The sequence below is a fragment of the Tabrizicola flagellatus genome (genome assembly GCF_008271465.1).
Taxonomy (GTDB): Bacteria; Pseudomonadota; Alphaproteobacteria; order Rhodobacterales; family Rhodobacteraceae; genus Tabrizicola; species Tabrizicola flagellata.
Genome location: NZ_VMDU01000011.1, coordinates 83,761 through 98,560, shown reverse-complemented (window position 1 = coordinate 98,560; position 14,800 = coordinate 83,761). Strand labels below are relative to the sequence as shown.

13 protein-coding genes are annotated in these 14,800 nt (G+C 68.5%); 6 read left to right on the top strand and 7 right to left on the bottom strand.

Annotation, left to right across the window (positions count from 1 at the left end):
* Positions 1-92: 92 nt before the first annotated feature.
* Complete coding sequence (locus FL625_RS13905; protein WP_149589283.1) at positions 93-539, top strand: Na/Pi cotransporter family protein; 447 nt, start codon at positions 93-95, stop codon at positions 537-539.
* An 80-nt stretch (positions 540-619) separates the two neighbouring features.
* On the opposite strand, the gene leuB is transcribed toward FL625_RS13905, so the two are convergent.
* Together leuB and FL625_RS13895 are read right to left on the bottom strand one after the other, a co-directional pair.
* Positions 620-1,726 carry a 3-isopropylmalate dehydrogenase gene (leuB, locus tag FL625_RS13900; RefSeq protein WP_149589282.1) on the bottom strand — a complete coding sequence of 369 codons (1,107 nt, stop codon included), beginning with the start codon at positions 1,724-1,726 and terminating at the stop codon, positions 620-622.
* 54 nt (positions 1,727-1,780) lie between these two features.
* Complete coding sequence (locus FL625_RS13895) at positions 1,781-2,656, bottom strand: LysR family transcriptional regulator (protein WP_149589281.1); 876 nt, start codon at positions 2,654-2,656, stop codon at positions 1,781-1,783.
* A gap of 91 nt (positions 2,657-2,747) precedes the next feature.
* On the opposite strand from FL625_RS13895, the gene FL625_RS13890 reads away from it, so the two are divergent.
* Positions 2,748-3,623 (top strand): Rossmann-fold NAD(P)-binding domain-containing protein, encoded by an 876-nt coding sequence (locus FL625_RS13890; RefSeq protein WP_149589280.1) that lies wholly within the window; start codon positions 2,748-2,750, stop codon positions 3,621-3,623.
* Here the strand turns inward: FL625_RS13890 and FL625_RS13885 are convergent.
* The 4 genes from FL625_RS13885 to FL625_RS13870 form a co-directional block, all read right to left on the bottom strand.
* Positions 3,620-4,657 carry an endonuclease/exonuclease/phosphatase family protein gene (locus FL625_RS13885; RefSeq protein ID WP_235019419.1) on the bottom strand — a complete coding sequence of 346 codons (1,038 nt, stop codon included), beginning with the start codon at positions 4,655-4,657 and terminating at the stop codon, positions 3,620-3,622. The two genes, FL625_RS13890 and FL625_RS13885, sit on opposite strands and share 4 nt — an antisense overlap.
* 22 nt (positions 4,658-4,679) lie before the next feature.
* Positions 4,680-5,621: a hypothetical protein gene (locus FL625_RS13880; protein WP_235019418.1), complete on the bottom strand. Its 942-nt coding sequence runs from the start codon at positions 5,619-5,621 to the stop codon at positions 4,680-4,682.
* A gap of 156 nt (positions 5,622-5,777) precedes the next feature.
* Positions 5,778-7,076: an HlyD family type I secretion periplasmic adaptor subunit gene (locus FL625_RS13875; protein WP_149589278.1), complete on the bottom strand. Its 1,299-nt coding sequence runs from the start codon at positions 7,074-7,076 to the stop codon at positions 5,778-5,780.
* Positions 7,073-8,824: a type I secretion system permease/ATPase gene (locus tag FL625_RS13870; protein ID WP_149589277.1), complete on the bottom strand. Its 1,752-nt coding sequence runs from the start codon at positions 8,822-8,824 to the stop codon at positions 7,073-7,075. The genes FL625_RS13875 and FL625_RS13870 overlap by 4 nt, the downstream gene beginning before the upstream one ends.
* A gap of 198 nt (positions 8,825-9,022) precedes the next feature.
* Between FL625_RS13870 and FL625_RS13865 the strand changes: the two genes are divergently transcribed.
* Together FL625_RS13865 and FL625_RS13860 are read left to right on the top strand one after the other, a co-directional pair.
* Entirely contained in the window at positions 9,023-9,754 is a 732-nt protein-coding gene (locus FL625_RS13865; protein ID WP_149589276.1) for an MlaA family lipoprotein, read from the top strand.
* Entirely contained in the window at positions 9,744-10,352 is a 609-nt protein-coding gene (locus FL625_RS13860; protein WP_149589275.1) for an MlaC/ttg2D family ABC transporter substrate-binding protein, read from the top strand. The genes FL625_RS13865 and FL625_RS13860 overlap by 11 nt, the downstream gene beginning before the upstream one ends.
* 99 nt (positions 10,353-10,451) lie before the next feature.
* On the opposite strand, the gene FL625_RS13855 is transcribed toward FL625_RS13860, so the two are convergent.
* Complete coding sequence (locus FL625_RS13855) at positions 10,452-12,758, bottom strand: transglycosylase domain-containing protein (protein WP_149589274.1); 2,307 nt, start codon at positions 12,756-12,758, stop codon at positions 10,452-10,454.
* Between the two features lie 277 nt (positions 12,759-13,035).
* Between FL625_RS13855 and FL625_RS13850 the strand changes: the two genes are divergently transcribed.
* Both FL625_RS13850 and FL625_RS13845 read left to right on the top strand, forming a co-directional pair.
* Complete coding sequence (locus tag FL625_RS13850; protein WP_149589273.1) at positions 13,036-13,374, top strand: P-II family nitrogen regulator; 339 nt, start codon at positions 13,036-13,038, stop codon at positions 13,372-13,374.
* Positions 13,375-13,402: 28 nt separating this feature from the next.
* On the top strand, positions 13,403-14,770 hold the full coding sequence (locus FL625_RS13845; RefSeq protein ID WP_149589272.1) for an ammonium transporter: 1,368 nt from the start codon (positions 13,403-13,405) through the stop codon (positions 14,768-14,770).
* Positions 14,771-14,800 lie beyond the last annotated feature (30 nt).

Genomic DNA, 14,800 nt, shown 5'->3' with positions numbered 1-14,800 from the left:
TCCGGCGTCTTCCGGCGTCCTCCGCCTTCACTGCAGATTCTGTTGTCAACGCACACCCACGCGACCGCCGGGATCCGGGGCCTCTTGCGGCCTTGCCGGACCAGCTTGACCCGGCACTGCGGCGGCTGGAGACCTGGCTGTCCCGGCTGCATGTTCCGCCAGACCGGCCCGAAGAACTTGCGCGGATGTCGGCGCTGATGCACCTGACCGATCACCTTGCGCGCCTGTCCGCGCGGGCACGCGAGGCCGACCGGATCGCGCATCTGGCCGACAGTCCGCGGCTTGCGCGGCCTGCGCGGGCAGTGGCGGCAGCCTTGCGGAAACGACCGCGGCCCGACCAGGCGCGGCGGCTGGTGGAACGGGTGCAGGGCTTTGCCCGCCAGCACCGGCGCGGCGCCCTGCTGCGGGAACATGCGGGATTGATCGAGCTGTCCGATGTCTTCCGCGAGACCGACGCGCTGCGCTGGCTGGACCGGGTGGCGGACCACGCCGAGCGGATTGCGCATTACCGGGCCTTGGCAATGGGGCCGTCCCGGTAACGCTCGTCGAGCACTTCGTGCACTCCTCGCCGGCAGGCCGCCGACGCACGCAAGAGATCCGTAAAGGGGCCCGGCCGGGCCTAGAGGCTCGCGTCCAGCGCGGCGACGATGGCGTCGCCCATCTGGGCCGTCGAGACCGGGGTGCCGCCTTCGGGGCCCATCAGATCGGCGGTGCGGACACCGTCGGCCAGCACCTTCTCCACCGCCTTCTCGACGCGGGTCGCCTCTTCGCCCAGGTCGAAGGAATAGCGCAGTGCCATGGCAAAGCTCAGGATGCAGGCGATCGGGTTGGCCTTGCCCTGGCCGGCGATGTCGGGGGCAGAGCCATGCACGGGTTCATACAGCGCCTTCGGCCGGCCGTTCGCCATTGGCGCGCCCAGGCTGGCCGAGGGCAGCATCCCCAGCGACCCGGTCAGCATCGCGGCGCAGTCCGACAGCAGGTCGCCGAACAGGTTGTCGGTCACGATCACGTCGAACTGCTTGGGCCAGCGGACCAGCTGCATCGCGCCGTTGTCGGCATACATGTGCGACAGCTCCACATCCGGGTAGTCGCGGTCGTGCACCTCCTGCACCACCTCGCGCCACAGGATCCCTGACTCCATCACGTTGGCCTTCTCCATCGAGCAGACCTTGTTGCGCCGCTTGCGTGCCAGCTCGAAGGCCGAGCGTGCCACCCGGGCGATCTCGCTTTCGGTGTAGCGTTGGGTGTTGATCCCCACCCGCTCGTTGCCTTCCTTGAAGATGCCGCGCGGCTCGCCGAAATAGACGCCCGAGGTCAGTTCGCGCACGATGACGATGTCGAGACCCGCGACCACGTCGCGCTTGAGGCTGGAGAAATCGGCCAGCGCGTCGAAGCACTGGGCCGGACGCAGGTTGGAAAACAGGTCCATCTCCTTGCGCAGACGCAGAAGGCCCCGCTCGGGCTTCACGGAAAAGTCCAGCTTGTCGTATTTCGGCCCGCCAACGGCCCCCAGCAGGACCGCGTCCACTTCCTGCGCCTTGGCCATGGTGGCGTCGGTCAGAGGGGTACCGTGCGCGTCATAGGCGCAGCCGCCGACCAGGTCCTCGGACACGTCGAACCGGATGCCGCGCCGGTCGCCCATCCAGCCGATGATCTTCTTCACCTCGGCCATGACTTCGGGGCCGATGCCGTCGCCGGCAAGGATCAGGAGGGACGGGTTCGCCATGGGATGCTCCGCTGGAAATGGTCGCCGTGGGCCTAGCCCTTCGGCCCGGAAGTTTCAAGCGGCGAAGGCCCCGGCCAGGGCGTCCCAGACCCGGCGCAGACGCGGCGACTGGCGCAGGCGGGGCGCGGCGGTCAGCCAGACCGGAAGGACGGGCAGGTCGGGCAGGATGTCCAGCCGCTCCAGTCCCGGGTCGGCATCGCCGATCGCGCGCTGAAGGCCCCCCAGACCGCAGCCCGCGCGCACCAGCTGCATGTAGGTCACCGGATCGTCGCAGCGCACCGGAAAGTCGCTGCGCACCGCCTCGATCCCCATGCCGCGCAGGACGCGGATGATCTGGTCGCCCCGGTCCTGCCCGACGAAATCGTGGCTGGCCAGGTCTTCCGGCCCCCTCGGCCGGCCCCGGCGGTCCAGATAGCTGCGCGCGGCATAAAGCCCGAGCTTCAGGTCCGCGATGTGGCGCGCCACCAGGTCGCCCTGCGTGGGCCGGTACATGCGCAGCGCGATGTCGGCCTCGCCGAACAACAGGTTCTCGGTCGCGTCCGAGGGGACGAGGTCGATCTGGATGCCCGGCTCCTCGGCCCTCAGCCGCGCGAGCACGGGGGGCAGCAGCGCATAGGACACGACCCGGCTCGCGGTGATCCGCACCGTGCCGGCGATCCCCTCGGCCCGGCCGCGCGCGGTCAGCGCCAGTTCGGCGGCGGCGGCCTGCATGGCGCGGGCGGCGGGCATCAGGGCCTGGCCGGCCTCGGTCAGCGTCAGGCCCTGCGCCGTGCGCGCGAAGATGGCGACCTGAAGCGCCGCCTCGATCGCCTGGACATGGCGGCCGAGCGTCGGCTGGCTGATCCCCGTCGCCCGCGCTGCCGCCGAAAGCGAGCCGGCCTCGGCCACGGCAAGGAAGGATCGGATCAGGGACCAGTCGGGCACATTCATGCGATATTGAATAGCCCATGGTTGATTTCATGCAATTCCTTTTGGCTGTCGCTGCCGGCATATCCGCGCCAGACGGCGAAAGGAGATCATCATGACACGGACGGCACTGGTTCTGGGCGCTTCGGGCGGGTTTGGCGGGCAGGTGGCGCTTGCGCTTCAGAGGGCCGGCTGGACGGTCAACCGCTATGCCCGCGGCACCGACATGACCGCGGCGGCGCGGGGGGCCGACCTCATCGTCAACGGCCTCAACCCGCCCGCCTATCACGACTGGGACCGGCTGATCCCCGAGATCACCACCTCGGTCCTTGCGGCGGGGCGGGCTTCGGGCGCGACGCTGCTCGTCCCCGGCAACGTCTATCCCTACGGCATGGAGCCGGGCCCCTGGGGCCCCGACACCCCGCACCGCCCCGTCGCCCGCAAGGGCCGCATCCGCGCAGAGATGGAGGCGCGCTACCGGGCGGCGGCGGACCGGGGCCAGCGGACGATCCTGTTGCGCGGCGGGGATTTCCTGTTGCCCGAGGCGCCGCAGATGGTGATGAACCGGGTCATCCTGGGCGAGGTGGGAAAGGGCAGGGTCACCGCGCTGGGCGACCCCGAGGCGCTGCATGCCTATGCCTTCCTGCCCGACATGGCCCGCGCGGCGGTGGCGCTCGTGGCCCTGGGCGAAGCTCTGCCCGCCTATGCCGACATCCCCTTCGCCGGCCACGCCTTTACCATTTCCGACCTTGCGGCGCGGATCACCCGCCTCTCAGGCCGCCCCATGCGCATCAAACGCTTCCCGCGCTGGATCTTCACCCTGGCCAGCCCGGTCTGGGAACTGGCCCGCGAACTGCGCGAGATGCTCTACCTCTTCGACCACCCGCACGCGCTCGACCCCGCGCCGCTGCGCCGCTGGCTGCCGGACTGGCAGGACACCGCGCTGGACGAGGTGATCGCCCGTCACCTTCGCGCGCGCGGGCTGATCTAGGGCAGGTCGATGTCCACCCAGACCGGAAAGTGGCGCGAGGCGGCTTGCAGGTCGGGCCACAAGGGATCGTCCGGCCCGGGCCAGAGCACCCCGGCCGCCGTCACCCGCAGGGCCGAAGCGGGCAGCACATAGTCCAGCCGCAAGCCGCCGAGGTCGGGGTAAAGCACCGTATCCAGCGCCGGATCGCCCGCCTGGCCCGGTTCGGCCCGCCCGTGCGTCCCGCGCGGCTGCGGGTCCTGCAGGGCCGGATGGGCCAGAAGCGCCCCGATCCCCTCGCGCCGCCCGTCGCCATCGGCGGGGTCGAGGTTGCCGTCGCCCAGAATGACGAAGGGCGCATCGGCCGGGGTCATCGGCAGCGCGCCCTCCAGGAACAGGCGCCAGAAGGCGGCCTCGTCATGGTTGCGCCGGCCGTTGCGGTCCCCGGGCCCGTCAAAGACCGGCGGCGTCGCATGCCAGGCCAGAAGGTGCAGCGGACCGGCGTCGGTGATGACCGGCACGTCCCAGAACCCGGTCGTGGCAAGGCGCTGCACGGCGGCCAGGTCGGGCGGGTCGTCGCTCAGCGACCCCGGCAGGTCGCGCCAGAGGAAGGCCGAGAAGTCCCGCGCCCCGGCCTCGTCCAGCGGCAGGCGCGACAGGATCGCCATGCCACCCTGGCCCGAGAACAGCCCGTAGCCCTGCGCATCGCGCGGATCGCCCCTCCGCCCGTTGCCGTCCACGTCGAAGCTGGTCTGCGTCCCGGTGTTCGGACGGAAGGCGAATCGGTGGGGATAGGGCGCCCCGACTGCTGCCAGCCGCTCGGCCAGGAGCCGCAGCGCCACCCCGCCCCGGTCGTAATCGACGGCCGTCAGCAGCACCACATCGGCGTCCAGCGCGGCCAGCACCCGGACCACGGCGGCGATCTGCGGGTCGTCGCCTTCGCCCAGATCCTGCACCAGCAGGCCGGGGCCCTTCCGGTCAAGCCCGACATTCCAGGTTGCGACGCGCAGGGTCTCGGCAAGCGCATCGCCACCCGGCAGCGACAGGGCGACAAGCAAGGCCGCGACCCTTTTGCCGAGGCTAGAGATCGTCGTCGTCCTCGTCGTCATCCTTGTGCAGCGCCGAGGGCTCGATCGTCCCCAGGACGGCCAGCTTGGCCGCGCGCTTGATCCGGATCATGTCGGCGATCCGGGCCATGGCGACCGCGCGCATGATCAGCGCCGCCGGCATGTAGGCCCAGAGCGCCATCGTCCAGATCAGCGTCTGCGGCGAGGTCAGCGTCTCGGCCGGAATGCCCCGGGTCAGCACCGCGACCAGCGCGGGGATCACGAAGGGCAACAGGAAGCCCACGGCAAGGTTGGCATGCGAATCGCGCACCAGCCGGTCCACCACATCGCCGCCCGCCGTCGGCTCGAAGGTCGGCAGGTTGACCCAGACGTTGAACGCGCTCTTCGTCGAGGGCCAGCCGGCCAGTTTCAGCACGATGACGAACAGCGCCAGCGAGAAGAGCGAGACGATATAGGCAGTGCCGGCCGCCACCTTGACCATCGCCACCTGGGTCGCGCTGGCGTCGTCGGCCAGCATGTAGCTGACCAGGCGCACCGGCGAGTAGGGAAAATCCAGCGCCGTGCCGATGATCAGCCCGATGGCGTGGAACAGCCGGGTGACGGTTGTCGAGGCTTCCAGATCGGCGACGATGGCTGACAGGAAGACCACGACGGTCAGCATCATCAGATAGCGGATGCGGTTGTAGGGCGCGCCGTCCCGGAACTCGATCAGGCTGGGATAGACGGCATTGTATTCGAAGAACACCAGCGCCCCGGCGAACAGCGCGACCAGCGCGACGATCTGCCGGGTGTCGGTGCCGATGCCCGGCAGGATGACCGATGGCATGACGATCAGGATCATCACCAGGAAGGCCCGGACCCCGGCCGCCGTGGCGCGCGACATGAGCAGCCGCGCCCGGCTGTCCGGTCCCGCGATGCTGCCCAGCCGCACCCTGTTGCGCAATCCTTCGATCACTGCGTTTCCGCGTGCCACAATTCCGTCCAATTCCGCCCCGGTCTCTGCCGACTCGCTCTGGTTGAGCACCATCTAGCCCAAGCTTTGTGGCCATTTGAGGGTCAGTCTGTGCCGCAGAGCCCGAGTATTGCAGTTTTTTCGCACAATCCGGCAGGATCAGCTTTCGCGGAAGGCGCGGACGAAATAATCGGTGAAGGGCTTGACCAGATAGGCCAGCGGGGTGCGGCGGCCGGTCTGAAGAAAGACCTCGACCGGCATCCCGGGCAACAGGACGCGGTCGCCGAGGCGGGCCAGCTCGCCATCGTCCAGTTGCAGTTCGGCGGTGTAATAGGTGGCCCCGGTCTGCGAATCCGTCAGCGCGTCGGCCGAGACCAGCGTGACCCGGCCCTTCAGATGCGGCGTGTCGCGGGCCGAGAAGGCCGGAAAGACCAGTTCGGCCTCCTGTCCGACCGCGACCTCGTCGATATGGATCGGCGCGATGCGGGCGGTGATCACCAGCGGGCGGTCCTGGGGGATGACGAACAGGACCGGATCGGCCGGGCGCAGGACGGCGCGCGGTGTCGTCACCTGCAGGCCGAGGACCACGCCCGAGACCGGCGCCCGGATCTCCAGCCGGGCGATGCGCTCGGCCAGCGCGCGGCGGCGCTCGGCCAGTTCCAGGGTCGTGGGGCCGATCTGGCGCAATTCGGCGGTGGCTTCCTCGCGGCGGCGGGTGGCCAGGCTGGAAATCTCGATCTCGATCTCGGTCACCTGGTCCTCGGTCCGCGCCAGTTCCGCGGCCAGTTCGCCCAGCTGGCCCTGCAGTCGCGCCTGTTCGCGTTGCAGCGCCAGGACGGTGCCCGCCTGCGCCAGCCCCTTGTCGAGCAGGCTCTGCTGCGAGGCGAGCTCCTGTTCGATCAGGTCAAGCTGGGTGGCCAGCGCCGCCCTTTGCGCCGAGATTCCGTCGGATTGTGCGCGGATCTGGTCGATGCGCCGGGTCAGCAGGTCGCGCTGTTCGGCAAGCGTGGCCTTGCGGGCCTCGAACAGGCGCTTCTGTCCGTCAAGCTGGGCGGCGACTTCCGGTGAAGTTGCCGCGAGAGCAAGGACCTCCTCGGGAAACTCAAGGGTGTCGGAGCCGTCGCGCTCCGCGGTCAGGCGGGCGGCGCGGCCGGCAAGCTCGGACAGCTGGCCCTCGACGATGGTCAGCTCCGACCGCAGCGCCGCCCCGTCAAGCCGCAGCAGCGGATCCCCAGCCGCCACCGTCGCACCTTCCGAGACCAGGATCTCCTCGACCACGCCGCCGTCCGGGTGCTGGACGACCTGGCGGTCCTGTTCGACCTCGATCTGCCCGGAGGCGACGATGGCACCCGCGATCCGGGTTGTCGTTGCCCAGACCCCGAAGCCCGCAACCAGCACCAGCGTTGCGGCCAGACCCAGGATCACCGGGCGGCGCATGGAGATCCGCGAACCGGTCATGCCACACCTCCGGGCGCGGCCGACCTGGCGATGTCGCCGGCGTTCTTCACCGCCTCGCGCAACACGGCGTCGCGCGGGCCGAAGGCGGCGGCCGCGCCCTGGTTCATCACGAGAAGCAGGTCACATTCCTGGATCGCCGCCGGCCGGTGCGCCATGATGAAGACCGAGGTTCCGCGTGCCTTGGCCGAGCGGATCGCTGCGTTCAGCGCGATGGACCCGTCGTTGTCGAGGTTCGAGTTCGGCTCGTCCAGGATCAGCAGCACCGGGTCGCCATACAGCGCCCGGGCCAGGCCGATCCGCTGGATCTGGCCGCCGGAAAGCTGGCTGCCCATCGTGGCGACCTGGGTGTCGTAGCCGTTGGGCAGTTTCAGGATCATCTCGTGCGCCGCCGCGGCCCGGGCGGCGGCGACGATCGCCGCGGCATCGGCCCCCGGTTGCAGGCGGGCGATGTTCTCGGCGATGGTGCCGTCGAACAGCGTGACCCGCTGCGGCAGGTAGCCGATGTAGCTGCCCAGGCGATCGGGGTCGTACTGGTCCAGCGTCGCACCGTCCAGCCGGATGCGCCCCGCCGCCGGCGGCCAGACCCCGGTCAGCGCCCGCGCCAGCGAGGACTTGCCCGACCCGGACGGCCCGATCACCCCCAGCGCCTTGCCCGGCGGCAGGGTGAAGGAAAGGTTGCGCAGCACCGGCGCGTTGCCGCCCGGAGGGACCACGGTCAGGGCCTGCACCTCGACCAGCGCCCTGGGGCGCGGCAGTTCGGTCCGGGCAGCGACCGGCGGCGCCTTGACCAGCAGGTCGGCGAGCCGAAGCCGCGCCTGCCGGGCCCGTGTCACCACCGCCCACTGGCCAACGGCCTGCTCAAGCGGTTGCAGCGCCCGGCCCATCAGCACCGAGGCGGCGATCATGGCGCCGGCCGACAGTTCCTCCTGCAGGACAAGCCAGGCGGCAAGGCCCAGCATCGCCGATTGCAGGAACAGCCGGAACGTCTTGATCAGCACCGAATAGCGCCCCGATGCGTCCGAGGCGCGCAAGCCTTCGTCCAGCGCCAGGTCGCGGCGCGCCTTCAGCCGGGCAAAGCCGGCTCCGGTCATGCCCAGCGATTGCACCAGTTCGGATTCCTGCTTCAGGTTCTCGGCCTGGCGTTCGGCCGCCATGCTCGCATGGTTGGCCGCGTGCAGCGGGCCCACGGTCGCCCGCTGGTTCAGCCAGCTGAGCCCGACGATCACCAGCCCGCCGGCCACGGCCAGCCAGCCCAGCCAGGGATGGAAGACGAAGATCACCGCGACGAAGAGCGGAGCCCAGGGCGCGTCGAAGATCGCCAGCACCACGGGCGAGGCCCAGAATCGGGCCAGCGCGTCGAGGTCGCGCTGTGCCGCCAGGGCGGCTGGATCCTGCGGCGCGACGGTCAGGCGGCGGAAGGCGGCCGACAGGACGCGCGGGTCCAGCCGCTCCTGCAGCCGCGCGCCGACCCGGGCCATGATCCGCCCGCGAGCGTAATCGAGGATCCCCATCACCAGGAACAGGAAGGCCATCAGGATCGACAGCGCCATGAGCGTCTCTTCCGACCGCGACACCAGCACGCGGTCATAGACCTGCAGCATGTAGAGCGGCGCGGTCAGCATCAGCAGGTTGACAAGGGCCGAGAACAGGAAAGTGGTCACGAACGCCTGGCGCGAGGCTGCCCGCACGGCGGAAAGCTCTGCCATTCCGGCCCGTGTTTCGGCGATCTGTGTCGCGGTGTCCGTCATCTGTCCTTCCTTGGCGTCTTCCTGCCACAGGCGGCGCATCCGCCACGTTTGACCGTTGTCTTGGTCAGGACGGGGACTTATGCCTTGGCCGGCGGCTCGTGAAGACTAGTCTTAGCGGCGTCGAGGCCGGACAGTAGGGACATGGTTCTGAACATTCCATTCATTTCGGGAAAGGTCCCGCCGATTTCGGCAATGGTGATGTCGGCATGCCTGCTTCTTGCCGCCTGTGCCGCGCCCTCCGATCCCGATGCGATCAACGACCCCTTCGAGCCCGCAAACCGCAAGGTGCACGGCTTGAACAAGGCGGTGGACCGCACGCTGGTCGGCCCGGCCTCGAAGGGCGTCGGCATCGTGCCCGAACCCGTCAAGCGCGGGATCGGCAACCTGGCCGACACGCTGAACCTGCCCGGCGACATCGCCAACAACCTGTTGCAGCTCCGCCTGGCCGATGCGGGGCAGAACACGCTGCGGCTGGGCGTGAACCTGACCTTCGGCGTCGCGGGCCTGTTCGACTTCTCCTCCGCCATCGGGCTGGAGGGCAAACCCACCGATTTCGGCGAGACGCTGCACGTCTGGGGGGTGGGAGAGGGGCCCTATCTGGAACTGCCCCTGGCCGGACCGTCCACCGCCCGCGATACGGTGGGGATGATCGTCGATACCGTCTTCGATCCGGTCAGCAACGCCCTGCCGGTCCGCGAGGCCAACGCGGCACGCATCATCCGGCTCATCTCACGGCTTGGTGATCGCGACCGCTTCTCGGCCACGGTGGATTCGATCCTATATGAAAGTGCGGACAGCTATGCCCAGGCGCGGCTTCTCTACCTTCAGAACCGGCGGTTCCAGCTGGCGCGGGGCAAGGCGGCGGGCAGCGCCGAAGGTGCTGGCGACGACGCATTCATCGACCCCTACGAGGACCCCTATGCAGAATGACATCAGCCTCTCGCGCCGCGGCTTTGCCGCAAGTCTCGCCGCCGCAGTCGCAGCGTTCGCGCTGCCACGCCCGGCTCTGGCGCTGACGGCCGAGGCGGCCAAGGGGCTGGTGGACAAGACCGTTGCCGACATCCAGGGCATCATCAACTCGGGCAGGTCCGAAAGCGCGATGCTGAAGGATTTCGAGAAGCTCTTTGCCCGCTATGCCGACGTGCCCACCATCGCCCGATCGGTCCTGGGCACCGCGGCGCGTTCGGCCACGAAGGCGCAGCTTTCGGCCTATACCAGCGCCTTCCAGGGCTACATCAGCCGCAAGTACGGCCGCCGCTTCCGCGAGTTCGAGGGCGGGCGCATCGAGGTGGCCGAGGCCAGGGCGGTGAAAAGCTATTACGAGGTGATCTCGACCGCGAAGCTGAAGGGTCAGGCACCGTTCGAGGTCCGCTGGCACGTCAGCGACAAGTCGGGCAAGAGCCTGTTCTTCAACATCATCATCGAGGGCGTGAACATGCTGGCCTCGGAACGCACCGAAATGGGTGCGCTTCTGGACCAGCGCAAGGGCGACCTCGACCGGCTGATCGCCGACCTGCGCACGCTTTAGGCCGAGGCTCCTCGTTCGACTTCGTCTCCTCGTCGCGGGCGCCCCCCGCGCGAGGAGCGCCGAAGGCGACGACGAGCCCTCCTGAAGTGCTGCCGTGTCTCAGTTCCCGCCCAGAAGATCGTTGATCCGGCTGGCAAGATCGTCGTTCACCGGGCCTTCCATGACGGCGCCCGCCGGCGGGGCGCCGTCGTAGATCGGCACGCTCTCGCCGGTCACCGGATCCTCGTAGAACTCGCCGTTGAAGACCGGGGCGTTCGGGTCGTCGAAATAGGGCACGTCCTCGGCGCTGACCGCGCCTTCGCCCGCGCCCTCGCCGATCGGCGCATAGGTGGACTCGGGGATCTCCTTGATCAGAGGCTTCGGCGGGACGTCCTCGTTGATCCGCACCATGACCTCGTGCCAGATCTCGGCCGGCAGGCCGCCGCCGGTGACGCCGGTCAGCGGGCGGTTGTCGTCATAGCCCATCCACACCCCAACCACATAATCGGCGGTGAAGCCCACGAACCAGGCGTCGCGCGCGCTTTGCGTGGTGCCGGTCTTGCCGGCGGCCTCGCGGTCCTTCAGGCGGGCGCGGGTGCCGGTGCCGCCGTTCAGGACCTCGGTCATCATGTAGGTCAGCGCATGAGCGGCCTTCTCGCTGATCACCCGCTCGCCGATCCCGCCGCCGGCGCCGAACAGGGGCTCGTCCATCCCTTTCAGGCGCAGCGCCTGCAGTCCGAAGGGCGTGACCGCCGAGCCGCCGTTCAGGATGCCCGCGAAGGCGCCGGTCATGTCGATCAGCGTCGATTCCGACACCCCCAGAGCAAGTGCCGGGCCATCGGCGAAGTTCTGCGCCAGGCCGAAGTCGGTCGCGACCTGCTTCACCAGGTCGCGGCCCACCGCCTCGCTGACCCGCACCGCCGGGATGTTGCGGCTTTCGGCGAGCGCCTGGGTCAGGGTGATCGTGCCCTTGAACTTGCGGTCGTAGTTCTGCGGGCACCAGTCGCCCGAGCCCGGCGTGTAGATGCACATCGGGCTGTCCTCGACATAGTCCATCGGGCTGTAGCCCAGGTCCATCGCCACCGCATAGACGAAGGGCTTGAAGGTCGATCCGGTCTGCCGCAGCGCCTGGGTCGCGCGGTTGAAGTCGCCCGCGTTCGGCACGTTGCGCCCGCCGACCATGGCCCGCACCGCGCCGTCCGCGCTCATCACCACGATGGCCGCCTGGGCCTCGGACCCGGCCTTGACCTTGTTCTCGAACACCCATTTCAGCGCCTCTTCCGCCTTGCGCTGGATCTCGGGGTCGAGCGTCGTTTCGATGATGACATCCTCGGTCGTGTCGCGGGCCAGGTAGTCGGGCGTCGTCTCCATCACCCAGTCGGCGAAATAGCCGCCGGCGCGCTGCTTGGCGGCCTTCGACAGCACCGCAGGCTTGGCCCGCGCCTCGTCGGCCTGGGCCTTGGTCAGATAGCCCTGCTCCTCCATCAGCCCGATGACCACATTTGCCCGGTTCTGTGCCCGCTCCAGGCTGGCAGTCGGGGCATAGGTCGAGGGTGCCTTCAGAAGCCCCGCCAGCATCGCCGCCTCGGCCGCGCTGACCTCCTTGGCGGACTTGCCGAAATAACGCTGCGCCGCCGCCTCGAACCCCCGCGCGCCCGCCCCCAGATAGGCGCGGTTGAAGTAGATCGTCAGGATCTCTTCCTTGGAATATTTCGCCTCCATCGCCATGGCGAAGGGCACTTCCTTCAACTTGCGCCAGATGCCGCCCTTGCGGCAGTCCTTCTCGTAGTCGGCCTCGGACTTCCAGACATTCGGGTCCCACTTCACCCCGAGGCACAGAAGCTTGGCCGTCTGCTGGGTGATGGTCGAACCGCCGTTGCCCTCGAACGGGCCGCGGCCTTCCGACAGGTTGATGCGGATGGCGCTGGCGATGCCGCGCGGAGAGATCCCGAAATGCCAGTAGAAGCGCTTGTCCTCGGTCGCCACCACGGCGTCGTGCAGGAACTTCGACACGCTGTCCGCCGTCACCATGCCGCCGAAGGTCTCGCCCCGCCAGGCGAAGACCTCGCCGTTGCGGTCCAGCATGGTGACAGACCCGCGGGCGCGGCCGTCCACCAGCGCCTCCATCTCGGGCAGCTGGGCGTAGAAATAGGCGACGATGCCGGCATAGACCAGGGCGCCGATTGCGGTCAGCCGCCAGACCAGCCCCCAGATCGCCCGCCAGATCGCCAGGAACAGGCCCATGACCAGCCCATGCTGCCGGGCCGGCCGCGGGCTGCGGGTCCTTCCGCGCGGAGCCTTCGGGCCATTGGGCGGCGCAGGCTTTCTCGGTCCGCCGGTCGAGGCACCGGCAGAGGCGCCCGTGCGCGCCGAAGGATATCTCTTGTCCGCGACAAGGGGGCCGCGCCCCCGGTTTCCAGATGCCATGCCTGCTCTGCCAATCGTTACCTTTGGCCGTTCCGGCCCGTTTGACCGGCACATTATCCCGGATTTGCCGGAATGCGAAGTCGGGCAAGCCACGATTCGCATTCCGTCGCCGCCCAATAATTGTGCATCTATCCAGACAAGTGCAAAAATTGTGCACCCAGGCCCGGAACGCGGCTTCTCATCCTCGGCTGTTTCTTGTGCGCACGCAGCATTCCCCTGCCTGATGACCGGTGAAGGTCCCACCCCTGGGTGCCTGCAACAGACAGAGGGGAAGAACGTGAAGCTCATCATTGCAGCAATCAAGCCGTTCAAGCTCGAGGAGGTCCGCGAGGCGCTGACCGCCATCGGCGTGCGCGGGATGATGGTGACCGAGATCAAGGGGTTCGGCAGCCAGTCCGGCCACACCGAGATCTACCGAGGGGCGGAATATGCCGTGAACTTCGTGCCGAAGGTCCGGCTGGAGATCGTGGTCTCGGACGCGCTGGCCGACCAGGTGGTGGCCACCATCCAGAAGACGGCGAAGACCGACAAGATCGGCGACGGAAAGATCTTCGTCCTGGACGTTGAACATGCCGTGCGGGTGCGCACCGGCGAAACCGATGACGACGCGCTGTGATCGGCGGGGAAAAGGGGAAACACCTGACATGAAGATGCAATCGAAATTCGCAGGCCTCGGCGCGCTGTCTGCCGCCCTTCTGGCCAGCCTGCCCGCCTGGGCGCAGGAGGCCACGGCCGAGGCGACCGAAGCCGCCGCCGAGGTCGCCGCCGAAGTCGTCCCGGTGATGGACAAGGGCGACGTCAGCTGGATGATGATGTCGACCGTCCTCGTCCTGTTCATGACCATCCCGGGCCTCGCGCTGTTCTACGGCGGTCTGGTGCGGCAGAAGAACATGCTGTCGGTCCTGATGCAGACCACGGCCATCGCCTGCGTGATGATGCTGGTGTGGGTGATCTACGGCTATTCCTTCGCCTTCGGCGGCTCGACCTCGCCCTGGTGGGGAGGCACCGGGAAGCTGTTCCTGTCGGGTGTGACCGCCGACAGCATGGCCGCGACCTTCAGCGCGGGCTACGTCATCCCGGAATACCTGTTCATCGCCTTCCAGATGACCTTTGCCGCGATCACGCCGGCGCTCGTGATCGGCGCCTTCGCGGAACGGGTGAAGTTCAAGTCGGTCCTGGCATTCTCGGTCCTCTGGGGCACCTTCTCCTACTTCCCGATCGCGCACATGGTCTGGGATGCGAATGGCTATCTGTTCGGCAAGGGCGCCATCGACTTTGCCGGCGGCACCGTGGTCCACATCAACGCCGGGATCGCGGCGCTGGTCGGTGCGCTCGTGATCGGCCCGCGCCTCGGCTACGGCAAGGACAACATGGCGCCGCACTCGATGGTCATGACCATGATCGGCGCCTCGATGCTGTGGGTCGGCTGGTTCGGCTTCAACGTCGGTTCGAACCTCGAGGCCAACGGTGGTGCCACGCTCGCCATGATCAACACCTTCATCTGCACCGCGGCCGCGACGCTGGCCTGGTGCGCGATCGAAGGCATGACCCGTGGGAAGGCCTCGATGCTGGGCGCGGCCTCGGGCATGGTGACCGGCCTTGTCGCCATTACCCCCGCCTGCGGCACCATCGGCCCGATGGGCGCGATCCTCCTCGGCGTGCTTGCCACGCTGGCCAGCTACTTCTTCGTCACCGTGGTGAAGCTGAAGCTGAAATATGACGACAGCCTGGACGTGTTCGGCATCCACGGCGTCGCCGGGATCGTCGGCGCGGTGCTGACCGGCGTCTTCTCGGCCGCCGCCTTCGGCGGGGTGAAGGGCGACGACTACGCGATGATGGCCCAGCTCTGGATCCAGATCGAGGGCGTGCTGATCACCATCGTCTGGTCGGGCGTCGTGTCCTTCATCGCCTTCAAGCTGGTGGACATGACCATGGGCCTGCGCGTGGACAACGACACCGAGCGTCAGGGCCTCGACCTCACCAGCCACGGCGAACAGGCCTACCACTCGTAAGCGGACGACCCGGCGGCGGACATTCCTCCC